Below are 21,637 nucleotides of genomic sequence, written 5' to 3' on the forward strand. Positions count from 1 at the left end.
GAACTGTATTAAATTATAAACCGAACCTATTCCTCTCCTATTTGCGCGTATAACGATGCTTTACCCCAATAGGAAAATATTCGGGATCACCTGTTGGAGCTAATGCAACTTGTGGCATTTGATATTCTGAGGGAACGTAGTTAGCAAACTCGCTGTTAAGACGCACTAGCTGCGAGAGTATGGAGAATGCTATGGTTTGCTGCTTATCTTCATTACCCTCCACCCCCGGTGCTAACTCCACAACCACAGATAAAAATCGATTTTTGTCAGCATCTTCTCTTACCTGCAACACAAATTTACCCGTCACCCATTCTTGAATTACTGGTTGCTCTAATCCTACTGTGACATTTTCTGGGTATATATTCGCTCCAAAGTAGGAAACTGTAAAGTTAGAGCGTCCGAAGACATAGACGAAAGGTAGCGGATGAATACCTCTGGGTGAGTTTTGAGTATAAGATTTAGTGACATCTGTGGATGAGTGTTTTAATCCTTCATTTTGTAACGCTGCAACGGGATCAAATCCCCATTGTGCCAAAAACTGGATCATGGCATCGTAGCTAATTAACCCACCAGTATCTAAGATGTCATAACGGATCAAGGGTATGCCATTATCGCCAGAAAACAGTAATGCCCTATCTTGAACTTCAAAATAGCGACTTATGGGATCATACTGTAGCAGCGTAGGTAAACGAGATTCCCCGAATAAAGCTCTAGCTGCATCTGGATTGTCTGCTAAAAAACGGCGAATGCAGATACTTAAGGGTGTTTCATTACCCAATACACCCGCATCCGCAGTACCGTAGAGTGATGCAAAATCGTAGCAGGGATTTTGGGAACCAACTCTTTCGCCAACTAAACTACGCCATTCTTCGCTGAATACCTCTCCCGCCATAACTAACTTAATCTGATTTTGCTGCCACTCTACACCACGAGCAATACCAGTATCAATAACATCTTTCAGAAATGGTGGGTATCCCAACAATACAACTTGCTCGAACGCTGAGCCGAGTTCTTGCACAACCCGCAAGATTTCTTCTTTGTTGTTACCAGGAGTAATTACAGTGATAGGATAACCTTTGCTGGCAAGATAGCGACAGCAATTAGTAGTGAACATCCCACCTACCCAAGTGCCTAAAGTGAAACAAATCACAGCTAGGGTACGTCTAGTATCTGCATAAAAACTGTCGTGAAAAATCTGCTCAAAGCGTGTAGCGATTTGCAGTTCATCTGTAAAGAAACGGGGCCAAAATGTTGGTTTACCTGTGGAACCAGAGGAAGCGGCTATCATATCGCACGCTTGCAACTGTCCGTGACGGCACAAGTCAGCCAGAGGATAACGCAGTATATAATTTTCTTTGGCGATCGCAGGAAGTTTCTGAAACTCCTCCAAGCTTTGAATAGCAGTCGGATTAATTTCTCTTTCTGCCAAAAAAGCCTTGTAAGCGGGTACATTAGCAGCCACATCGTGAAATAAACTCAAAACTGCTGCTTCACCTGGGGTATCTAAATGCTGTTGTAGTAACGTTTCTAAGGGGGTAGACAAAAAATCTTCAAATGCTCTAATTACTCGCTGCTGTTGTGATTTGCAGTTCATGACACTTATTGCTCATCCTGAAGTAAAACTAACACCACCGTTACTTGCTCTCAGTATTTTAGCGATTGTCCCGTCCTCTCAAACCTCATTTCCTAAATAAGGCAAACAAACTCTCCCCCAGTGCAGTTGTTCGGAAAGAACCGATAATCTGACAATAGTCAAAAGCCATAAGCCAAAAGGTTTCTTGACTCTTGACCCTTGACCCTTTTCCGTAAATCAAACTGCATCCGTTGTAGTAACTTATAAAAACCTAATTCATCCTTCAGCACCATGCAGGTTTATTGCAGTAAACAACACACAAATAATGGTAGTAACCGCTTTTGTACCCATTGCGGTGAGCCATTACCTCTTGCTGTTGGGCAGGTTGTGGATAATCGCTATCAAATTATACGTCAACTAGGGCAGGGCGGCTTTGGACGCACTTATTTGGCGGAGGATAGAAATAAATCCAATCAAACATGCGTGCTGAAGGAATTTGCACCCCAAGTACAACACCAGCAGGATTTACAAAAAGCTAAAGAGTTATTTGAGCGAGAAGCAAGTGTGCTGAAGAGACTCCAGCATCCGCAAATTCCGCGTTTTCACGCCTCGCTACAAGTGAAAATCGGTAGTAAAGACTTTTTCTTTTTGGTGCAAGATTATGTAGATGGTGATAATTTTGACCAATTATTAGAGCAGCGACAGAGCCAAGGAAAAACCTTTAGTGAAGAAGAAGTAGTTACCCTACTGCAACAGATTTTACCCGTGCTATCCTACATCCACTCACTAGATGTAGTTCACCGTGATATCTCTCCCGATAACTTGATTTGGCGGCGTTCTGATAATTTACCAGTGCTGATTGATTTTGGTGGTGTCAAACAATTACCAGCTTCACAAGGGTTTTGGCGCACCAAGTTGGCAGTAAATCACACTTTGTTAGGTAAAAAAGGCTACGCACCAGAAGAACAGCTACGCCAGGGAAAAGTATTCATTAATAGCGATTTATACTCTTTGGCGGTAACATCACTAGTGTTGCTCACGGGTAAGGAACCGCAAAAACTATACGACAGCTTTCAGGGAATTTGGTACTGGGGAAAGGAAATCAACGTCAGTCCCAAATTAGAAACTGTGTTAAAAAAGATGTTGTCTTATAAACCGAGCGATCGCTATCAACGAGCCGATCAAGTTCTGAAAGATCTACCATCACCAAATGCTACCAAACCTTCAGCCACTCATACTACCAAACTTAAAACGATGGTAGTGTCTCCTGGACGACAACGCGCTAGTGCGATCGCTAGTAAAATCCACAATAAGACGCAAGCAATTACTAAAGCGATACCTCTGCCGGTTTGGATTCGTCCTTTTGCTGTTAGTCTTGGGGGGACTGCTTTGGTTGTCTTAACTGGTGCAGGTACTTGGGCGGTGGTAAATGCAGTCATTCGCAGCGTAACTTCCATCACCGTACCATCAATCTCGTTACCACAAATCCCCCAGTTACCCAATCCTCTTAGTCAACCAGTGAGCGACAGAAACACAAGTCGCAACCCCCAAGAAATTTTCAGCCGTCGTCAACAACTAGAAATTCCAGAAGTATTTTTTACACGCTTAGTAGACAATTTATTTTATACTAGTAAGCCCGAATTAAAGGGACGTAGCCTCACCCCTAAATCCGAAGACGCGGCTTTACGCGATGAATGGTACGGTATTGCTGACAACTTGTTGAATAAACTAGAACAAGCTAATCTCAGTACGTCAGCACGTCGAAAACTCGGAAGTTATAGTACAAAAGATTACGATAATTGGAGACGGCAAGCACGTGCAGGGCAGTTTGGAGACTATACCATCAGTCAACTAAATAAAGATACAAATGAAAAATTTGAGCAGTTGTTTCCCGACCAGCGGCGTGAGAAACTGAGTCAACAAACTTTGGTTCAAGTTTGGTATGCGATCGCAGCTGATCAAGTCAATAAAGTTCAATCTGACAAGTAAAGGGACTGGAGACTAGGGACTGGGAACAGAGAATAATTCAATAACCCTTGACAAATGACAAATGACAAATGACAAAATTATATTGTTCCAAAGGACACGAAAATTCCCCAGGTAGTCGCTTTTGTCTCCAGTGTGGTGAGCAGTTGGATACGCCCGTGAGTTATGGTATCAAACCGGGATTAACTTTAGGCGATCGCTATGTAATTGTGCGTCAAATTGGTCAAGGGGGATTTGGACGTACATATTTAGCCGAAGATGTCAACCGCTTCCGCGAACTTTGTGTTTTAAAAGAATTCTCTCCTCAAGTTCAGACTGCTTACGTTGTCCAAAAAGCTGGAGAACTATTTGAGCGAGAAGCAAGCGTTCTCTACAAGCTGCAACATCCCCAAATTCCCCGCTTCCGGGAACTGCTACGCATCAACTTACAGGGCAAAGAATACCTGTTTTTGGTGCAAGATTATGTAGAAGGGCAAACTTATAATTCTTTATTAAATGACCGAATCCAGCGGGGTTTGCGGTTTACAGAAGCGGAAGGACGCCAGCTGTTACAGCAAATTTTGCCAGTTTTGGATTACATCCACTCACTTGGTGTCATTCATCGGGACATCTCCCCAGATAACTTAATTCTTCGCAACGTTGACCAACTTCCAGTATTAATTGACTTTGGCGGTGTCAAACAAGTAGTAGCAACCGTAGCTTCCCAATATTATCAACCTGGCGAAGTTGCGCCTCCTCCATCACCAACCCTATTGGGTAAAGTAGGATTTGCTCCCCCAGAACAGATGCAAACGGGGATGGTGTCTCCCCACAGCGACTTGTATGCTTTGGCGGTAACGGTGCTAGTTCTACTGACAGGGAAGCAGCCGCAAGACTTAATTGATACTTATACCCTATCCTGGCAGTGGCGACGAGAAATTAGTCTGAGTTCCAATTTGGGACAGGTATTAGATAAAATGCTATCTCCTAGACCGAGCGATCGCTACCAATCAGCCCGCCAAGTATTAGAAGCCTTAACTGCACCCCCAGTTAGCTACGCCCCAACTCAATATCCCACCCCACCAGAACCCACCTCTGGTACTGTCGCCATCTCTCCCCCTCCGCCCCCCCGCCCCTCTGCCCCTCTGCCCCCTCCTGCTTGGTGGACACCAACAAAAACCTTTCTCGCAACACTAGTATTGATTAGCACCGCTGGACTAGTTTGGTGGGGAGTCAGTAGAAGCAATCGCAATCCAGAGGAAATTAAGCCTACACCAACCGCAACTGTTACCCAGCCAGTTGATCCCTTGGCGAATTATTCACCAGCAGAACGTCAGCGCAAAGAAGAATTAAGCGATCGCCGTCAACAATTGGGTATTAACGAGAACTTCTACGTGAATTTAGTAAATCAAGTCTTCTGGGACACTAACCCCAGTTTACGAGGACGCACTCTCAGCGATGGGCCCGAAGATGAAAGTTTACGGGCCCAATGGGATAAAACTGCCGCCGAATTACTAGAAAAGCTCGCCTCACTGAGTGCCAACGCGCGCAGGCAACTGGGAACTTACACAAATGCTGAACGCGATCGCTGGAAAGTGGAAGTTAACCGAATTAACGTTGGTAGTCGTTCTCTATATGATTTGGGTGATGCTGCCTTCTTCAGCAAATTTCCTGAGCAGCGTGGTAAAAATTTCCAAAACCAGTCTATCGGACAAGTTTGGTATGGGTTTGTTAGCGATAAACTCAGTGCTATCCTCGCTGGTAGCGCTTTCCAGAAACTTGTCTTTGATCAAGGCGCAACTAGCAAAACAGTCAGCGGTACTCTCAAAGCCGGTGATGGTAAAGTTTTCATTGCTGAACTTGCCAAAGAGCAATCTATGGAATTAAAGCTACAAGCAAATTCCCAAGTTTTGCTCTCAGTCTATTCCCCTTCTGGCAAAATCGCATTTTTGGAAGATTCTAAACAGCGTACTTTGTCAACTAAATTACCAGAATCGGGATTTTATGAATTTGTCGTCGTCTCTACAGCATCAAAACCGATAGATTATCAACTCAGCATCACAGCGCAAAGTCCCGCACCTCTCCCTACGCCTACACCAACTCCGACGGAAACTACCACGCCTACACCTACACCAACTCCTACAGAAACCGCCACACCCACGCCTACACCTACTGCTGAGATAACGCCTCAGAGTAATTAAACATTAAAAATATAGTCCATCAAGCTCGGAACTCGGAACTTCGTGCTCAGAACTCAAAACTTCGTGTTCGTAACTCGGAACTTCGTGCTCAGAACTCAAAACTTCGTGTTCGCAACTCGGAACTTCGTGCTCAGAACTCGAAACTTCGTGCTCAGAACTCGGAACTTCGTGCTCAGAACTCGGAACTTCGAGATCAACGCCAGAAATATTAACCTCTTAAAGAGAATTACTTAGATATTTTCTGTACTCCCGACACTCGCGCCTTAACTTTCGGAAATTAAAAAATAAATCCACGCCTTTGCTGCTTAGTCTTGGCGTTTTTTTTAACTATTAAGGGACTTCCAAGTAAAAAAATACCCAACTATAGCAGTCCTAAATCATTTGTGAAAATTATATATCTCTTTTTTCTTTCTTCCCTTTGTGCCCTTAGCGTACTTTGCGGTTCGTTTTTTTATTTATATTTTTCACGAATCAAATAGAACAGCTATATTTATTGTGATATGAGTGTCTCGTCCGTCCTATGAACTGAGCAGGGTAGAAGCCTACTCCATAAAATTAGATAATTTATTTGTTGGAGTTACCTAACCATGATGTAACTACCAGTTTTGGTAAAGGCTACTTCCTAATCGAAATCTGTCGGTAAATCTGGTTGACGGTAATGCTGAAAAATTCGGTTGATTTGTGCTGGTGTTACACGTCCAATTGAAAGTTCTGGTAACGCATCTTCAGGAAAGAAACCCACTTCCTCAGTTTCAATACTCGGTGATGGAGAACCGCCGATAATTTCGCAGTGAAAAAACAACTTATAGACATAAAACGGAAACGGTGGATGTCCTTGTTTGTCTCTGTCGTAAACTGCCAGTAGTTTGATAGCGCGTGTTTGATATCCAGATTCTTCAAATACTTCTTTAACAACTACCTCACTGGGAGACTCGCCAACATCAGCCCATCCACCAGGTAAAGTCCAGCAGCCGTCAGATCTTTCCTTGACTAACAAGATAGTATTATCCTGAAAAATTGCTCCCCGCACATCAACTTTAGGAGTTGCATATCCTACTTCACGAGCAAACAAATCAAGGACATAATTGTGTTCGACATTTGAGTAAGTCGCCATAATTTCCGTTGCGATCGCCCGCAATTGTTTATAGCGTTCAATATCAAAAACACCCTCAGAATACGTTAGACCATTTTGGGCGATCGCTTGTAACTTTTGCGCCCACTCCAGCCATTTAGGTTCCATATATTTTTCTCAGGATTGGACATTGGGAAAAGGGAAAGGGTTAAGGGGGAAAGGGAAAAACCATCCTCTTAACCCTTTCCCTTTAACCTTTTCCCCCTCTTAAGAGTCCCCAATCCCTACTTACGCTTCATCTAAAGCCGCGATCCCAGGCAATACCTTGCCTTCGAGCAACTCCAAGCTAGCGCCGCCGCCGGTGGAGATGTGGCTCATTTGATCGGCTAAACCAACCTTTTCCACAGCCGCCACCGAGTCGCCGCCACCGATGATCGTGGTTGTACCAGTTTTGCTAATATCAGCGAGAGTATGAGCGATCGCTTCTGTACCCACCGCAAACTTATCAAACTCAAACACACCCATCGGGCCGTTCCAAATCACCGTTTTACAATCAGCAAGGGCATCTTGGAAGACTTTTACAGAGTCGGGGCCAATATCCAAACCCATCCAACCATCAGGGATGTTCTCAATACTAACGGTTTGAGCATTGGCATCTGGAGCAAAGTTATCTGCCACTACCACATCTGTGGGAAGCAATAAAGCAACACCGCGTTCTTTCGCCTTGGCTTCCAAAGACTTCGCCAGTTCTAGCTTGTCTTCTTCCACCAAAGACTTACCAACATTCAAACCACGAGCTTTGTAGAATGTAAAAATCATCCCACCACCGATGATCAACTTGTCGCACTTCTCCAGCAACGTTTCAATCACGCCAATTTTACTAGAAACTTTGGAACCACCGATAATTGCCGCCAAAGGACTTTGGGGATTTTCAATCGCGTTTTGCAGATATTGCAATTCCTTCTCAACCAAATATCCAGCCACAGAAGGACGCAGGAATTTAGTCACACCCTCAGTGGAAGCATGGGCGCGGTGTGCAGTGCCGAACGCATCATTTACATAAAAATCCGCATTAGATGCCAATTTTTTGGCAAATTCTGGGTCGTTCTTTTCCTCTTCCTTGTAAAAGCGGACATTTTCTAGTAGCAGTACTTGCCCATTTTGCAACGCTCCCACTTTGGCAGCAACATCATCGCCAATACAGTCATCAGTCTTAACGACTTCTTGCCCCAACAACTCCGAGAGGCGCTTGGCAACCGGGGTTAAGCGCAGTTTGTCATCCACACCCTTGGGACGACCAAAATGGCTTGCTAGAATGACCTTAGCTCCCTTCTGCGTCAAATCTTTAATAGTTGGCAGAGCGGCGCGAATGCGAGTATCGTCAGTGATGTTACCTTGGTCATCCACAGGCACATTAAAGTCAACCCGCACTAAGGCGCGTTTTCCAGATACATCGGCGGCAGATAAATTTGCTAAAGTTTTTTTGGACACACCAAACCCTCCTGATTGCCTTTTTGTTATTGTTTTGAAAGTAGAACCATCCAGATTTTACCGGAGTCAGGGGTGCAGAGGAGACACAGATGTTCAAGACAGTATTATTTCCAATCGATCAAAGCCGGGAAGCGCGGGAAGCTGCTGACGTAGTTACCAATGTCGTGCAAAAGTACGGCAGTCGCCTAGTACTGCTGTCTGTAGTTGAAGAACCTTCCCCAGAGGAGCCTAGTGCAGATCCAATGGTGTCACCAGAGGTAGTAGCCAAACTGCTAGAAAATGCCCGAAATTTATTTTCTCAGCAAGGAATTCAAGCCGAAGTTTTAGAACGACAGGGCAAACCAGCGTTTACCATCTGCGATGTCGCCGATGAAATCGAGGCAAATTTAATTATCATGGGTTGTCGGGGGCTAGGTTTAACTGAAGAAGGCGCAACTGATAGTGTTACCACGCGCGTGATTAACCTTTCCCCTTGTCCAGTATTGATTGTGCCTTGAAAAACTTGTAGCGTGCGTTAACGCAGTGTAACGCACTGCCAAAAACTACTTTGATGACTTTATTGTTTATTTGGCAGTATCAAAGTCATCTAGCAGCAATATCGGTAATTCTGTGATGCGCCTGAATGTAACATCATTGGTTAAAAAAGCTTCACAGCCTGTAGATAAAGCTACGGCAATTTGAAAAGCATCAGGTAATTGTAGATTGTATCTGGCTCTCTTTTGAGCAGCATCTATTGCTAGAGTTTCGTTAGCAAATGGCACAAATTCAATGTTGTCATTGTCAGTCATCAGCTCAATAAACTCTTGCTGTAATTCCGTTTGTCCCAAACGATAGGGTTGAACTAAGCATTCAGCTAAAGTAATAGGTGAAACAACACCTATCAGCGGCGTGTTATGAAGTGGCTCAAACACTGTTCTAACCAAACAAAAGTATTGTGGGTATTGTTCCACAAAGTAAATAACTGGTGCTGTATCCAGAAATAAGCGCCTCACACCTTGTAAACTGTAGGTAATGTTCACTCTTCTTTCCCTGATTGCTTTTCGGCAATTTCTAAATCAGGGAACTCCCCACGCCTTATGCGAGTGACATATTCTTGAGCATCCATTCCTCCCATAAGATTGGGTGCTATTCCCGCAAACTCCATCAAGTTGCGGCTTGGTTTCCGCTTGATTTCGCAACGTTGCAGCTTTTGAGTTAGATAGGCAATTAGCTGCAATTGTTCGTCGGGTGTGAGTTGTTTAGCAAGTTCCTTAACTTCGTTTAATTCTTTAGACATTTTATAATTTGAAGTATCCTTACTTTATTTAATATTATCAATTGATTCTTAATCTCCTGTTGCATCTTCCTCATACTGCTGGACGATTGACTCGAATTAATTTACCTTTTAAGCTTTCTTCCGCAGAAATAGCCTGATTAATGCGAATTGCTAGTTGTTCAAAATCTGGGTCTTCTGTGCAGATAATTATGCCAGCATGGTTTGCTTGTAACCGATGCAATCGAATAAAATCACGGCGATTGCGTGTCAAAACTGCTCGCTCATTATTCGCAGCGAAAGCTAATACATTTTCATTAGGAATCCTTAGATTTGCATTCCCTGCATTCATAGCTGTTAATACATCATGACCAAAAATGCGTAGAAATTCCACCACTGGTAATGGGAAGTTTTCATCTGTATAAAGACGTGCCAATTTTTAATATTCCAAATTTTAGAGCATTACTTCCTCATTTTCTCGGATTGCTTGTTCAATTTCTTCTAGGTTTGCATCCGCATAAGCCCAAGCATTTACTAAGTCAGCGGCGGTAAGATGGGGAAATGCCTCTAAAATACGAGCATCACTCATACCCAAACGGCGATCATTCACTAACGACCAAACTGGAATGCGAGTGTTTGCAATACAGGCATCACCACCACACACGCCAGGAGTTTTGGTAATTCCTAGTGAACCGTTGCTTAAAGTTTTAGTCAATATTTGTATTGCCTCTGCTTTCTCAGTTAGATTTAATGCCTGAAGTTGTGTTTCTAATTCTTTAAGTGTCATAGTTAATATTGCCTTGACTATAAAGTTAATCTATTAGCTATATCCGCTGCCGATGCTTTTCAATTTTCTGTTATGGTGCCGTCACCCCAACTTCTCAAATAACTCCGCTAACACTACATTAGAAAACAAAAACCCTTGGGGATCACTCAAACGCAACCTTCCCCTCACAACTTCCACCCAACCTTTTTCAAAATAAGGTTGCAAACACTTGTAAATCTCCTCTACCTTCTGTTCCCCAAACTTTTCTGCTAACGTCGCCAAACTCACACCTTCCGCTAAACGCAACCCCAACATTAAAGTTTCTAACAATACTTCCTCTGGAGGAGTTACTTCACAATCAATCACACCACCAGCTTGCACCCATTGGTAATACTCCTTAGTCTTACGCGGACGAGTAAAGCGTTTCCCTTCTACATAACTCGCTGCACCCATACCAAAGCCATAATAAGGGCGATTTTCCCAATAAACCCGATTATGCTGACACTGATGGCTAGGCTGGGCATAATTGGAAATTTCATAATGTTCATAACCTGCACCAGTTAAAACTTGCTGCGCCATTTGGTACATTTTGACTGTGGTTTCATCCGTTGGTAAAGGATTATCACCAGGCTTGTAGTAACGACTAAACGCTGTCCCAGCCTCAATGGTAAGGTCATATATGGATATGTGAGTTGGTGTTATTGCTACCGCTTTTTCTAAAGAATTCTGCCATTGATCTAAAGACTGATGCGGTAAGCCAGAAATCAAGTCTAAACTAAATTCGGGAATCTCAACTTGGTGGATTAATTCCACAGCTGCAAAAACATTATCAACCGAGTGCGATCGCCCCGCAAGTTGCAATAATTTTTCCTGAAACGCCTGTACACCCAAACTCACCCGGTTCACACCTAAGTTACGATAGCCTGCTATATGTGCTAAATCAAATGTGCCTGGGTCGATTTCCATTGAAATTTCTGCCGTAGGAGCAACACCAAAACGCTCCTCAAGTGCTCCCAATATACGTTGCAACTGCTCTATTGATAGCAACGAAGGAGTACCACCACCAAAGAAAATTGTCTTTAAGGGTTGACCAAAAGCAGGTGTAATGGCAATTTCTTGACACAATACCTCAACATATTGGGAAATCGTACCAGATGTTTCGCCTCGCAAGCGATCGCCCACAACAGACACAGGGAAATCACAATAAAAGCACCGCCGTCTGCAAAAGGGAATATGTACGTAAGCAGAACTTGCAATACCAAAAACACTAACTTTTTGACTCATTTTGAGAAAGAATTAAATTAACCCAATTACTAATTACAAACAATGAAAATAAATAGTTTGTTTACGATTTTTTATCGTTTTACAACAAAACAATGAAAAATATTAAGATAAAACTCTTTAGTTATAATGATTGCAGATATTGCCTGCCTAAACCCTTAGTGTAAGTCAATATTGAACTGATTAATCTATCTTACCGATGAGATAAAAAATACTTGAGTCTATCGGTTAACACAGTTGCAGGAAACCAAGACAACCATGCTTGACGCCATTATTATTTTCTCATTTATCTTAGCAGCGTCGGGAATAGGGTTCTACAGCATTGAACTGCTACCGAATGGAACCCTAGACCGAGTGACGAATCTCGAAGCTTTACGTTTAATTGTTGCTGTTTTTGCCGCTATAATTGGCGGTGCGATCGGGCTGAGTTTCCAGACGACATATCGTCGTTTAGAGGCACAAGTCCGAGAAATGCCACTTGAAATGATCTTAACTCGTGCCATTGGTTTGGTGATTGGGCTATTGTTAGCCAACTTAATGCTAGCACCGTTATTTTTGCTACCTATACCCGCGGATTTCGGATTTATTAAGCCGCTAGTGGCAGTTGTTGGCAGTATTATACTTGCCGTCACCGGCATGAATTTGGCAGATACCCACGGACGCGGCTTATTGCGGTTTATTAATCCCAACACGGTAGAAACGATGGTAGTGGAAGGGACGCTAAAACCTGCCAATACCAAAGTTTTAGACACCAGCTGTATTATCGATGGTCGTATTGAAGCACTATTAGAAACAGGCTTTCTGGAAGGGCAAATCATTGTACCGCAGTTCGTTCTCCAAGAACTGCAACAGGTAGCTGATGCTAGCAAAGACCAAAAGCGGGTACGGGGACGGCGAGGGCTAGAGATTCTCAACCGAATTAGGGAAACTTACCCCGATCGCATCCTGATCAACGCAGTTGACTACGACGATATTCCCACAGTTGATGCAAAGTTAGTGCGCTTCGCTCAAGAAATCAGTGGCACACTGTTAACCAATGATTACAACTTATCAAAAGTTGCCAGTGTTCAAAAAGTGCCTGTTTTGAATGTTAATGATTTAGTGAACGCCGTCCGTCCTAGCTATTTACCTGGTGACAACCTTGACCTAAAGATTCTCAAGGAAGGTAAAGAACCAAGTCAAGGTATTGGCTACCTAGATGACGGCACAATGGTTGTTGTTGAGGAAGGTAGTAGTTATGTGGGTGGTGAATTACGAGTAGTAGTCACGAGTGCTTTACAAACTACAGCAGGACGCATGATTTTTGCCAAACCTCAAGCTTCTGCATTGGCATAAGGCAAATGCCAGGTAAGATTAGAATAAAATTATGCGTACGCGCAGCGTCGGCGCAGCTATCGGTGCAGTCAACCTGCACCGATTATTTATTTGGACTCACCAGACTCAGTTACTTGCAAATACTGTAACTGCTCAATTGATAGCCCTGTCAATCTTGCTATCTGTTCTAATGGTATACCAGTATTAAATAGATTACTTGCCACTTCAAGTAAAGCTTCAGCTTTTCCTTCAGCCCTCCCTTCAGCTCTCCCTTCTTGTAAAATATCTTGATAAATTGCTGACTCGCGCATAATATCTGACCTCAAAACTCGTCTGATAACCTCTTTATCTAATACTAGACTAGCTAAAATCGCCGTGGAAGCAGCAATATTACTTTGAGTTCTTGATTCTGTAATACCATTAATTTCACGTGCTACTTCGTTAAGTATAACTTCTGTATCAATGGTACTACTTAGCACCGCCAAAGGTAAAAGTCCAGGTGTTCTCAGAAATACTTCGGTTGGTTGTTCCCAAAGTCTAATAACTGAAAATTCATGGCGCGTTCCAGAAATTGTAAATGTATTTTGCTGCACCAAATCTGAATTTGTCTGCTTGAGGTAAATTACGACTTGATGCATTGCTTTGTCTGGAAAACGACGATATACTCGCAATCGATAGTCAATCATCCGAAAAGGAATTTCTACATCGACTTGGGTTTGAAATTCCAAATGTAAGATATTTTGCTTCGACTGTAGCAGAATTAGAGCATCAGCGCGAATGGGTTCAATAGATAATTCTTTTGGACTTAGTTCAGTTAAAGTAATGGGTTTACCTAATAACCAAGTGGCAAAGTCACTGGAGAAATTTTCAGCTAAAAATTTGCAGATATTGTCAAACATTTGAAAATTTTACCAAACAGCTCTCTCATTTGCTATTTATCTGGAATTATTTAATCCAAATATTTATATATTCTAATTTTCATAAATTTCTAATGGTAAATTATCTGGATCCCTAAAAAAAGTAAATTTTTTATCTGTGATTTCATCAATTCTGATATTTTCTACCTCGATCCCGTGGGATTTTAAGTAAAAAACAGTTTGCTCAATATCATCAACTTTAAAAGCAAGATGTCTTAAACCACAAGCTTCTGGATTGCTGGCTCGTGGCGGAGTATTTGGGAAGGAAAATAGCTCTATTTGAGTATTTTGTGCAACTTTTAAATCTAATTTATAAGAATTTCTCTCTGCTCGAAAAGTCTCTTGAATAATCGAAAAACCTAAAACTTCTACATAAAAATTTTTTGAGCGTTGATAGTCAGAACAAATAATAGCTACATGATGAATGCCAGTTGTTTTCATGTGTACTTCTCAAGCTACCAATCATTTACCTGTAGCACTTTTAGCAGAGCTTTGCTAGTTTTTGCAAGATAAGGGCTTTAACAAAGTGCTAATGTTGAAAATGCAAACCTTGATGCCACCAGTTTTAATGTAGATTCAGATCAGAACTGCTACATTTTGGCATAAAGCAATATACGACAATGATTTTCGTAAGGAGCTAGGGTTACTTCCATGAAATTAGATCGGATCACCAGCAATCCCAATCGCATGAATGGACAGCCTTCTATTCGTAATCTTCGCCTTACCGTTCGTCGGGTGATTGAGTTATTAGCTACCTACCCTAATCGAGAAGAACTGCGCCAGGAGTTTCCCGAATTAGAAGATGAAGACATTTAGCAAACCTTAATCTTTGCATCTTCCTACTTGGACGATCGCATCATTGAACTACCTAACCGCTATGAAACTGTTGTTTGATCAGGAATTACCATGAAAATACTTTACACGCTTACCGTTAATCAGCAACGCTGGATTACTATTCCTGTAAAACGGTTTTTGATACAATTCTAGTTTTTTTGCGATCGCTTTCCGAAAGTTCTTCACCAGCTTGCAGGCGAGTAGCAGAAGTTTGCAATACTGTGGCTGCGCTTGTATCTCCTATTTGGAGAGCGGTTTTAGCAGCTGTTTGCAGTAATGTTGCAGCGCCGATGTGATCGCCTTGTTGTAATTTCGCCTCGGCTAGCTGGGTTTGCCGATACTTGGCTAATGTCAAAATAGATTGTTGCACTTGGGAATCAGTTGCAGGCTGATAAACCCGAACCACATTCGCATACACTGGCATAATCGGGGAAAGTATGCCTTGTTTATTCTCTGCTGGGTCAGCATAGCGAATTTGAAGATGCCCAATTACCTGTTTACCTTCTGGTAACTGTCCCAGATAAATATTAGCCAAAACTACCCGTTTCATATCCTTCATCAAATCTCCCAAGCGCACCGCAAAGCCTCCATCAGCTTCTTGTTGCACTGGTAACTCAATTGTGTCTGGAGCAACTTGAGCAATGGGTTTAAGTTCTGCTAGTCGGACATTGGGCACTAAAGACAGTAACAGGTAGGCATTGGTTAGCCCAACAGACTGAATGCGTTTAAATAAACGGCTAAACTGCTCAACTGCTTGTTCAGGACGCTCAATGTGGGCTAGAGTACCACCACTGACATCGGCGATTTTTTCTAATAGATCCTGATTCCAGCTATTACCAAATCCCAGAGTGTTAATAGTGAGGTTGAGCTTAGCAGCCTTTTGGGCAAGTTCCAGGCAACGCTTGTGATCATCTGCCCCAATCTCCCACTTCCAAATCCGCAAGCTGCTTTCACCATGACCATCAGTTAGAAGAAATGCCTGGGAAACATTCCCCTTTGTACCCTTCATCAATTCTGTGATCCCCAACGCCAAACCATCAGCAATTACCGTGCCGCCGCTAGCATTCAGCTTGCTTTTTATTTGAGATTTGATGTCTTCAGGGTCTAAAACAATTTGGTTAGGGATAATGACTTCAGTAGAACCAGCAAAAGCGACAACTGAGATGCGATCGCCTACTTTCAACCGATCTATTAATCCTTCTACTGCCTGGATTACAGTTTTAATTGGTTGCCCATGCATGGAACCACTCTTATCCAGAATTAAGCAGAGGTTGAGTGGCAAATTTTGGTCAAGTTCACCAGCGATCGCCGAAATCGAAATTGCCAGTTGACGTTGGCTACTCGCTTGAGATACATCAACATTCGTATCATTTAGCGCCGATAGCAATTTAACTTTCATTTAGTAGGAGGGGTATCTTGCAACACAGTTTTTGAGACAATCCGAGTTTTCTTGCGATCGCTATCGGATAAATCTCCACCAGATTGTAACTGTGTGGCAGAAGTTTGCAACACTGTTGCTGCCCCTGTATCTCCCATTTGCAGCGCGGTTTTGGCAGCTGTTTGCAACAAGGCGATCGCACCGGTGCGATCGCCTTGTTGCAATTTCGCCTCAGCTAACTGGGTCTGTCGATACTTAGCTAATGCCAAAATAGATTGTTGTACCTGGGGATTGAGGTCTGCTTGGTAACGCTCAACTACATTTGCACAAACTGTAATATTTGGCGTCAATAAATTTACCTGGTTGGCGGCTGGGTCATCGTAGCGGACTTGCATATTAGCGATCGCCTGTCTACCTGTTGGCAATTGTCCCAGATAAATATTAGCTAAAATTACCCGTTCTACATCTTTCATCAAATCTCCCAAGCGCACAGCAAAGCGTCCATCTGCTTCTTGTTGCAGTGGTAACTCAATTGTGTCTGGGGCAACTTGAGCGATGGGTTTAAGTTCTGCTAAGCGAACATTAGGCATTAGGGAGAATAGCAAATAAGCATTAGTCAATCCCACCGTTTGCATCCGGCTAAACAGGCGACTAAACTCTTCGATTGCTTGATCAGGTTGTTGAATGTAAGACAAAGTACCTAAGCCCGCATCAGCAATCTTTTCTAAAATATCTTGGTTCCAGTTATTACCAAATCCCAAGGTGTTCAACGTCAAATTATAGCTAGCAGCCAATTGGGCAAATTTTAAGCAGCGATTATTATCACCGTGTTCATTTTCTCCATCAGTTAATAAAAATGCTTGAGAAACAGTGTCTTTTTTTCCCTTCGCCAACTCTTCGATGCCCAAGCGCAATCCTTCATCGATCGCAGTTCCACCATCGGCAGTTAGGCGATTGATTTGCTGTTTAATGTGTTCTGGGTCTTTGATGCTTTGATTGGGTACTAAGACTTTGGCACGGTGATCGAAAGCTACAACACTCAGGCGATCGCCACTCTTGAGTCGATCAACTAGACGAGTCGCTGCTTTTTTGACATTTTCTAGCGATCGCCCATTCATCGAACCACTATGGTCAAGAATTAAGCATAAATTAAGTGGGACTTTGCGATCCAGAGTTTCGGCAATCGCCGAAATCGAAATTCCCAACTGACGTTGACTGCTCAGTTGATTCGCATCTAAATTACCATCATTCAAGGCAGGCTGCAAGCTAACCTTCATAACCCAAAGTTCCTATCCGGAATATACATATTTATCAATAACTTCAAAGCACAACTTTAGCGCTACGGAAAACTTATCCAACACAAATACATTAATATATTCAGAATATCTTAGAAGCCAAGCATTGGTAGATGCTAAGTCTTCTGAAGCATTAGGGAGAAATCCACACCTTGAAGAGAGCGAGCATCGCGCTAGGATGTATTACAGTTAACGGCATAGTTTCAGGCGATCAGTTGCTATGGACATTTCCCCCATCAAGGCTGTTCAAGCCCCATATTACGGCGATAATTTCTACCGGACACCGCCGCCAGATTTACCTTCCCTCTTACTGAAGGAGCGAATTGTCTATCTGGGAATGCCCCTGGTGCCTGCTGTCACGGAATTAATCGTCGCTGAACTGCTGTATTTGCAGTCCGACGATCCCGAAAAGCCGATTAAAATCTACATAAACTCTACCGGCACCTCCGGTTACAGTGGCGAACCCATTGGCTTTGAGACTGAAGCCTTCGCCATTTTTGACACAATGAAATATATCAAGCCTCCTATCCACACCATCTGCATCGGTTCCGCGATGGGTATGGCAGCGATGCTTCTCAGTGCTGGCACAAAAGGTTGCCGCGCCAGTCTGCCCCACGCCTCTATTATCCTGCACCAGCCCAAGAGCTACGCCCAAGGTCAAGCAACGGATATTCAAATTCGGGCGAGGGAAGTTCTGGTAAATAAAGGAGCGATGATTGATATCCTGAATCGCACCACCGGACAGCCTCCAGAAAAAATTACCAAAGACATGGATAGGTTGTTATATTTAACACCCTATGAAGCCAAGCAATACGGACTAATTGACCGAGTTTTTGAAAAAGAAGAACTCGCCAATCCCCCACTACCCGCCAGTGTTCTTTAAAGAGTCAAAGAGTCAATAGTCAATAGTCAAAAAACTTTGGACTGTGAACTTTGGACTATTGACTAAATAATTAATTACAAACGGAGTCACGAAAATGCCTATAGGCGTTCCTAAAGTTCCTTACCGGATGCCCGGAGGGCAATACACAGATTGGATCAGCATCTATGATCGCCTTTACCGGGAACGGATTATTTTCTTGGGGCGAGATATTGATGATGAAATTGCCAATCAAATTATCGCTGTGATGTTGTATCTGGATTCAGATGATCCAGGTAAGGATATTTATTTATACATCAATTCCCCCGGTGGGATGGTTACTTCTGGCATGGCTATTTTTGACACCATGCAACATATCAAATCAGATGTAGTAACTATTTGCGTAGGTTTAGCTGCTTCAATGGGGTCTTTTCTACTAGCAGCTGGCACCAAAGGCAAACGGATGGCATTACCTCACTCGCGGATCATGATTCACCAGCCTTCTGGCGGTACTCGTGGGCAAGCAACTGATATCGAAATTGAAGCCAGAGAGATTCTGCGGATTCGTCACCAGCTCAATGGGATTTATGCTGATAAAACAGGTCAGACCATAGAAAAGATTGAGAAAGATATGGACCGTGACTTTTTCATGTCTGCCGAAGAGGCTAAGGAATACGGTTTAATTGACCGTGTGATTGAAGAACGTCCGTAGAATTGGGGCAGGGGGAGTAGGGGAGGCAGGGGAAGCAGGGGAGGTAAAGGAAGCAAAATAATAATATTACTTACTACTGACTCCTACTCTTGACTCTTAACTTTTGCCTCCCCTTCCCTAGACAAACTGTCAAAACTGAACTTTAAATTAGAAAATTAGTCTTTATAATTAACAGTCCTGGCTTTAAGCTAATAGCTGGGTATTTGATAGCTGATAGCTCAAGATGGATCTTGGAGATTGCTACCGTTTATTGGGTTTAAGGTCGGGGGCCTCATTTGCTGACATCAAAGCGTCGTATCGACGACTGGCGCAGCAATATCACCCCGATATTAATCCAGATGACAAAAAGGCGAAAGATAAGTTTATTGCCTTAACCGAGGCTTACAAGCTCTTGCTGACAGTAGTACTGCCAGAGGAAATAACTAAAGAGTTAAATAAGTCATCAACTTTTGAGTCTGATGATGTCAAAGCAACGCGTCGGGAAAAAGCACCAGTAACAACGGTGACACCCCAACAGCAGCCAACATCAAAGCCGCCTAATCTTTTGGAAATAGAACAGCGGCTAAAGTGGAAGACTTATGAGCAACTACAGCGGTTTTTGCAAGAAAGACGGTTTCCACAAGCGATCGCCCTAGCAGAAGCTTTAGCAGAAAGATTATCAGAAGATGCGGAAGTACGCCAATGGCTGGCAGTTGCCTATCAAATTTGGGGACGGGCGCTAATTGCTGAAAACCAACTACTCAAAGCCAGAATTTATCTCAAAAAAGCCCTAAAGACAGATCCCCATAACAAAACCCTCTGGCATGAGGTACAGCGTGATTTTCAGCGCTTAGAGCAGATTTTATAATTAAAGTATATAAATTTTCTTAAGAATAGGGCAGGTTCAGAAAAGCTTTTTTGCTAAATCTATTTTGAGGATCTATGAAAGATTGTATTAGTTGTTTTAATACTCAATATTCATATTCTCATTTTTCGATGAATTATTAATTATCGATTATGAATTATTTTGACTGAATATTATGCCCAGAACTTAAGTTCTGGGCTAATAGATCAAATCCACGAAATGTGGACTGAAATTTTCCCTTTGACAGAGTTTAGCCATCGACATTGCTTAAAATCTTATATTTAGTCCATTAAGCGTGGATTTTAGCTATTAACCTGGAAATAAATTCCAAGGCTCTCTAGCAACGAAGCGGAAGATTTAAAAGATGTTGGTAATGACAAGGGCTAAAGCATAGGGAATTCTTAGTTCCCTTATCTTCAATTACGGAAACTTCTCTTACGCTGTCTGTGCTTAGCAACTTCTTTGCGTTTACGTTTTTGCTCTGGTGTTTCAAAATGACGATGCTTTTTCATATCTGAAAAAATCCCAGCTTTGGAGACTTGCCGCTTAAATCGACGCAAGGCTGACTCGATTCCTTCATTTTCGCCCACAACTATTTGGGTCATTTTGTCTCCTACTTAAATTAGGTATTTGGCAATGTTAACTTATCCAGTAGACTGGAGCGTAAAAAGGGCAGACAACAAGCCTGCCCTGAAGACGTTAAAGTTAAATTTTTTATTTCAAACTTTAGTAACGTTGAGAGTATCCTCCACCGTTGTTCCCCCGTTTACCCCCAGAGGAACCTCTGTCTTCACGTGGCTTAGCCTTGTTAACTTTGAGGTTGCGTCCCATCCACTCAGCACCATCAAGAGCATCAATGGCAGCAGTTTCTTCGGCATCTGTACCCATTTCCACAAAACCAAAGCCCCGTAGCTGACCTGTTTCACGATCAGTAGGTAGCTGAACCCGCTTTACAGAACCATATTCTGCAAACACAGCAGTGAGAGTATCCTGTGTAACCTCGTAAGACAAATTGCCTACGTAAATTGACATAGATTGTTTCCAAAATCAGAGGTTTGTAGAGATTTAGATTTCGGGGAAAAGCCTGTAAATACCAAAAGGTAGAAGCCTATTAATACTAAAAACAAAAGCTACAACCGAATTTTTTTCTCATCTACTACCTTAGCATAGCATCCAGTTTTCACTCACCGTAACATATTAAGCATTAGACGAAAACTACTGCCAAGCTTCAAATTAACTTTAGTATTTTTTTATCCAGCAAGAATACAAGTCCAGGTATATTGTGAAATTCTGTCTAGCTAATTACCCGTAATATTTGCAATCCCACTCCCAATCCCTCTCTTTAGTAAAAAGACGGGGTGGGATAATTTTTTTTATGGGCAATTAGGCCATAACATGACTCGTCGGTCTATAACGCTTATGTATTAGCGCCCATACACCCCTAAAATATAAAACTGCTCTGGGGCAGATTCAGAGCAGTGTTGAAAAAGAGGAGTTTTACATAGGGGCTTCATGGTTTTGATGCCCCATTTCAGGTATAAACAATTCGATACTATAGTGCTATACAGCTTTGTTTAAGCAATATCCGGAAAAAAGCGAAAAGAAAATTTTAAAAGTAGCGTTGCATTAAGCTTGGAAGGATTCTCAATGAATGATATATCTGTAGTATCCTCATCGATTTGGTGATTCAAGCAATTATTGACTGCATTTTGGTAAAGCTTATTATCAAAATGCAGTTTTTTTTTATTATGGAGTAGCTGTTTATAGCGCAACCGAACTATATTGCTCTAACTTATATTTTTTAATCCTGCGATCACTTGTTAGTTTTGCTGTAAAGCAATAACACAGAGGAGATTAGTTTTAGATCTCATATATCAATTAAT

Annotated in this window: 22 protein-coding genes; 8 read left to right on the forward strand and 14 right to left on the reverse strand. The window is 42.4% G+C overall.

What is annotated here, in order from left to right:
* Window positions 1-37: 37 nt before the first annotated feature.
* Window positions 38-1,594, reverse strand: coding sequence for a phenylacetate--CoA ligase family protein (locus HCR01_RS09815; RefSeq protein WP_193196037.1), 1,557 nt, complete (start codon window positions 1,592-1,594; stop codon window positions 38-40).
* A 270-nt stretch (window positions 1,595-1,864) separates the two neighbouring features.
* Between HCR01_RS09815 and HCR01_RS09820 the strand changes: the two genes are divergently transcribed.
* Together HCR01_RS09820 and HCR01_RS09825 are read left to right on the forward strand one after the other, a co-directional pair.
* Window positions 1,865-3,562, forward strand: coding sequence for a serine/threonine-protein kinase (locus tag HCR01_RS09820; RefSeq protein ID WP_193196038.1), 1,698 nt, complete (start codon window positions 1,865-1,867; stop codon window positions 3,560-3,562).
* Between the two features lie 68 nt (window positions 3,563-3,630).
* Window positions 3,631-5,739: a serine/threonine-protein kinase gene (locus HCR01_RS09825; RefSeq protein ID WP_193196039.1), complete on the forward strand. Its 2,109-nt coding sequence runs from the start codon at window positions 3,631-3,633 to the stop codon at window positions 5,737-5,739.
* Between the two features lie 622 nt (window positions 5,740-6,361).
* Here HCR01_RS09825 and HCR01_RS09835 read toward each other — a convergent pair.
* Window positions 6,362-6,979, reverse strand: coding sequence for an NUDIX hydrolase (locus HCR01_RS09835; protein WP_193196040.1), 618 nt, complete (start codon window positions 6,977-6,979; stop codon window positions 6,362-6,364).
* Window positions 6,980-7,099: 120 nt separating this feature from the next.
* A complete protein-coding gene (locus tag HCR01_RS09840; protein ID WP_193196041.1) occupies window positions 7,100-8,302 on the reverse strand; it encodes a phosphoglycerate kinase in 1,203 nt (400 codons plus the stop codon).
* Window positions 8,303-8,391: 89 nt separating this feature from the next.
* On the opposite strand from HCR01_RS09840, the gene HCR01_RS09845 reads away from it, so the two are divergent.
* Window positions 8,392-8,799: a universal stress protein gene (locus HCR01_RS09845; RefSeq protein WP_193196042.1), complete on the forward strand. Its 408-nt coding sequence runs from the start codon at window positions 8,392-8,394 to the stop codon at window positions 8,797-8,799.
* A 66-nt stretch (window positions 8,800-8,865) separates the two neighbouring features.
* Here the strand turns inward: HCR01_RS09845 and HCR01_RS09850 are convergent, their stop codons facing one another.
* From HCR01_RS09850 to hemW, 5 genes are all read right to left on the reverse strand, one after another.
* Window positions 8,866-9,321, reverse strand: coding sequence for a type II toxin-antitoxin system VapC family toxin (locus HCR01_RS09850; RefSeq protein ID WP_193196043.1), 456 nt, complete (start codon window positions 9,319-9,321; stop codon window positions 8,866-8,868).
* Window positions 9,318-9,578 carry a hypothetical protein gene (locus HCR01_RS09855; protein ID WP_193196044.1) on the reverse strand — a complete coding sequence of 87 codons (261 nt, stop codon included), beginning with the start codon at window positions 9,576-9,578 and terminating at the stop codon, window positions 9,318-9,320. The genes HCR01_RS09850 and HCR01_RS09855 overlap by 4 nt, the downstream gene beginning before the upstream one ends.
* 70 nt (window positions 9,579-9,648) lie before the next feature.
* Window positions 9,649-9,990, reverse strand: coding sequence for a DUF5615 family PIN-like protein (locus HCR01_RS09860; protein ID WP_193196045.1), 342 nt, complete (start codon window positions 9,988-9,990; stop codon window positions 9,649-9,651).
* A gap of 18 nt (window positions 9,991-10,008) precedes the next feature.
* On the reverse strand, window positions 10,009-10,341 hold the full coding sequence (locus tag HCR01_RS09865; protein WP_193196046.1) for a DUF433 domain-containing protein: 333 nt from the start codon (window positions 10,339-10,341) through the stop codon (window positions 10,009-10,011).
* An 81-nt stretch (window positions 10,342-10,422) separates the two neighbouring features.
* Complete coding sequence (gene hemW, locus HCR01_RS09870) at window positions 10,423-11,604, reverse strand: radical SAM family heme chaperone HemW (RefSeq protein WP_193196047.1); 1,182 nt, start codon at window positions 11,602-11,604, stop codon at window positions 10,423-10,425.
* 255 nt (window positions 11,605-11,859) lie between these two features.
* Here hemW and HCR01_RS09875 point away from each other — a divergent pair, with 255 nt between their 5' ends.
* Entirely contained in the window at window positions 11,860-12,936 is a 1,077-nt protein-coding gene (locus HCR01_RS09875; protein ID WP_191758218.1) for a PIN/TRAM domain-containing protein, read from the forward strand.
* Between the two features lie 86 nt (window positions 12,937-13,022).
* On the opposite strand, the gene HCR01_RS09880 is transcribed toward HCR01_RS09875, so the two are convergent.
* Together HCR01_RS09880 and HCR01_RS09885 are read right to left on the reverse strand one after the other, a co-directional pair.
* The gene (locus HCR01_RS09880) at window positions 13,023-13,814 is read right to left on the reverse strand and encodes an Rpn family recombination-promoting nuclease/putative transposase (protein ID WP_193196048.1); all 792 of its coding nucleotides are present in this window, start codon (window positions 13,812-13,814) and stop codon (window positions 13,023-13,025) included.
* Window positions 13,815-13,886: 72 nt separating this feature from the next.
* Entirely contained in the window at window positions 13,887-14,273 is a 387-nt protein-coding gene (locus HCR01_RS09885; protein ID WP_193196049.1) for a VOC family protein, read from the reverse strand.
* A 210-nt stretch (window positions 14,274-14,483) separates the two neighbouring features.
* Here HCR01_RS09885 and HCR01_RS09890 point away from each other — a divergent pair, with 210 nt between their 5' ends.
* Window positions 14,484-14,648, forward strand: coding sequence for a DUF433 domain-containing protein (locus tag HCR01_RS09890; protein ID WP_226889234.1), 165 nt, complete (start codon window positions 14,484-14,486; stop codon window positions 14,646-14,648).
* Between the two features lie 136 nt (window positions 14,649-14,784).
* Here HCR01_RS09890 and HCR01_RS09895 read toward each other — a convergent pair whose 3' ends face one another.
* Together HCR01_RS09895 and HCR01_RS09900 are read right to left on the reverse strand one after the other, a co-directional pair.
* Window positions 14,785-16,065 carry a vWA domain-containing protein gene (locus tag HCR01_RS09895; RefSeq protein ID WP_193196050.1) on the reverse strand — a complete coding sequence of 427 codons (1,281 nt, stop codon included), beginning with the start codon at window positions 16,063-16,065 and terminating at the stop codon, window positions 14,785-14,787.
* Window positions 16,062-17,321, reverse strand: coding sequence for a vWA domain-containing protein (locus HCR01_RS09900; protein ID WP_193196051.1), 1,260 nt, complete (start codon window positions 17,319-17,321; stop codon window positions 16,062-16,064). Before HCR01_RS09900 ends, HCR01_RS09895 begins: the two co-directional genes overlap by 4 nt.
* A gap of 238 nt (window positions 17,322-17,559) precedes the next feature.
* Here HCR01_RS09900 and HCR01_RS09905 point away from each other — a divergent pair, with 238 nt between their 5' ends.
* From HCR01_RS09905 to HCR01_RS09915, 3 genes are all read left to right on the forward strand, one after another.
* A complete protein-coding gene (locus tag HCR01_RS09905) occupies window positions 17,560-18,222 on the forward strand; it encodes an ATP-dependent Clp protease proteolytic subunit (protein ID WP_193196052.1) in 663 nt (220 codons plus the stop codon).
* 94 nt (window positions 18,223-18,316) lie between these two features.
* On the forward strand, window positions 18,317-18,910 hold the full coding sequence (locus HCR01_RS09910) for an ATP-dependent Clp protease proteolytic subunit (RefSeq protein ID WP_191758211.1): 594 nt from the start codon (window positions 18,317-18,319) through the stop codon (window positions 18,908-18,910).
* 223 nt (window positions 18,911-19,133) lie between these two features.
* On the forward strand, window positions 19,134-19,757 hold the full coding sequence (locus HCR01_RS09915; protein WP_193196053.1) for a J domain-containing protein: 624 nt from the start codon (window positions 19,134-19,136) through the stop codon (window positions 19,755-19,757).
* Between the two features lie 413 nt (window positions 19,758-20,170).
* On the opposite strand, the gene rpsU is transcribed toward HCR01_RS09915, so the two are convergent.
* Window positions 20,171-20,359 carry a 30S ribosomal protein S21 gene (gene rpsU / locus HCR01_RS09920; RefSeq protein ID WP_162397714.1) on the reverse strand — a complete coding sequence of 63 codons (189 nt, stop codon included), beginning with the start codon at window positions 20,357-20,359 and terminating at the stop codon, window positions 20,171-20,173.
* A 121-nt stretch (window positions 20,360-20,480) separates the two neighbouring features.
* Window positions 20,481-20,786, reverse strand: coding sequence for an RNA recognition motif domain-containing protein (locus HCR01_RS09925; protein WP_193196054.1), 306 nt, complete (start codon window positions 20,784-20,786; stop codon window positions 20,481-20,483).
* Window positions 20,787-21,637 lie beyond the last annotated feature (851 nt).

This window comes from Nostoc sp. MG11, from assembly GCF_014904695.1.
In the GTDB taxonomy this organism is placed as follows: Bacteria; Cyanobacteriota; Cyanobacteriia; order Cyanobacteriales; family Nostocaceae; genus Komarekiella.

Coding starts and splice junctions, on each gene's coding strand:
- HCR01_RS09815 (WP_193196037.1), bottom strand. CDS start 1,594: ATGAACTGCAAATCACAACAGCAGCGAGTAATTAGAGCATTTGAAGAT.
- HCR01_RS09820 (WP_193196038.1), top strand. CDS start 1,865: ATGCAGGTTTATTGCAGTAAACAACACACAAATAATGGTAGTAACCGC.
- HCR01_RS09825 (WP_193196039.1), top strand. CDS start 3,631: ATGACAAAATTATATTGTTCCAAAGGACACGAAAATTCCCCAGGTAGT.
- HCR01_RS09835 (WP_193196040.1), bottom strand. CDS start 6,979: ATGGAACCTAAATGGCTGGAGTGGGCGCAAAAGTTACAAGCGATCGCC.
- HCR01_RS09845 (WP_193196042.1), top strand. CDS start 8,392: ATGTTCAAGACAGTATTATTTCCAATCGATCAAAGCCGGGAAGCGCGG.
- HCR01_RS09855 (WP_193196044.1), bottom strand. CDS start 9,578: ATGTCTAAAGAATTAAACGAAGTTAAGGAACTTGCTAAACAACTCACA.
- HCR01_RS09865 (WP_193196046.1), bottom strand. CDS start 10,341: ATGACACTTAAAGAATTAGAAACACAACTTCAGGCATTAAATCTAACT.
- hemW (WP_193196047.1), bottom strand. CDS start 11,604: ATGAGTCAAAAAGTTAGTGTTTTTGGTATTGCAAGTTCTGCTTACGTA.
- HCR01_RS09875 (WP_191758218.1), top strand. CDS start 11,860: ATGCTTGACGCCATTATTATTTTCTCATTTATCTTAGCAGCGTCGGGA.
- HCR01_RS09880 (WP_193196048.1), bottom strand. CDS start 13,814: ATGTTTGACAATATCTGCAAATTTTTAGCTGAAAATTTCTCCAGTGAC.
- HCR01_RS09885 (WP_193196049.1), bottom strand. CDS start 14,273: ATGAAAACAACTGGCATTCATCATGTAGCTATTATTTGTTCTGACTAT.
- HCR01_RS09890 (WP_226889234.1), top strand. CDS start 14,484: ATGAAATTAGATCGGATCACCAGCAATCCCAATCGCATGAATGGACAG.
- HCR01_RS09895 (WP_193196050.1), bottom strand. CDS start 16,065: ATGAAAGTTAAATTGCTATCGGCGCTAAATGATACGAATGTTGATGTA.
- HCR01_RS09900 (WP_193196051.1), bottom strand. CDS start 17,321: ATGAAGGTTAGCTTGCAGCCTGCCTTGAATGATGGTAATTTAGATGCG.
- HCR01_RS09905 (WP_193196052.1), top strand. CDS start 17,560: ATGGACATTTCCCCCATCAAGGCTGTTCAAGCCCCATATTACGGCGAT.
- HCR01_RS09910 (WP_191758211.1), top strand. CDS start 18,317: ATGCCTATAGGCGTTCCTAAAGTTCCTTACCGGATGCCCGGAGGGCAA.
- HCR01_RS09915 (WP_193196053.1), top strand. CDS start 19,134: ATGGATCTTGGAGATTGCTACCGTTTATTGGGTTTAAGGTCGGGGGCC.
- rpsU (WP_162397714.1), bottom strand. CDS start 20,359: ATGACCCAAATAGTTGTGGGCGAAAATGAAGGAATCGAGTCAGCCTTG.
- HCR01_RS09925 (WP_193196054.1), bottom strand. CDS start 20,786: ATGTCAATTTACGTAGGCAATTTGTCTTACGAGGTTACACAGGATACT.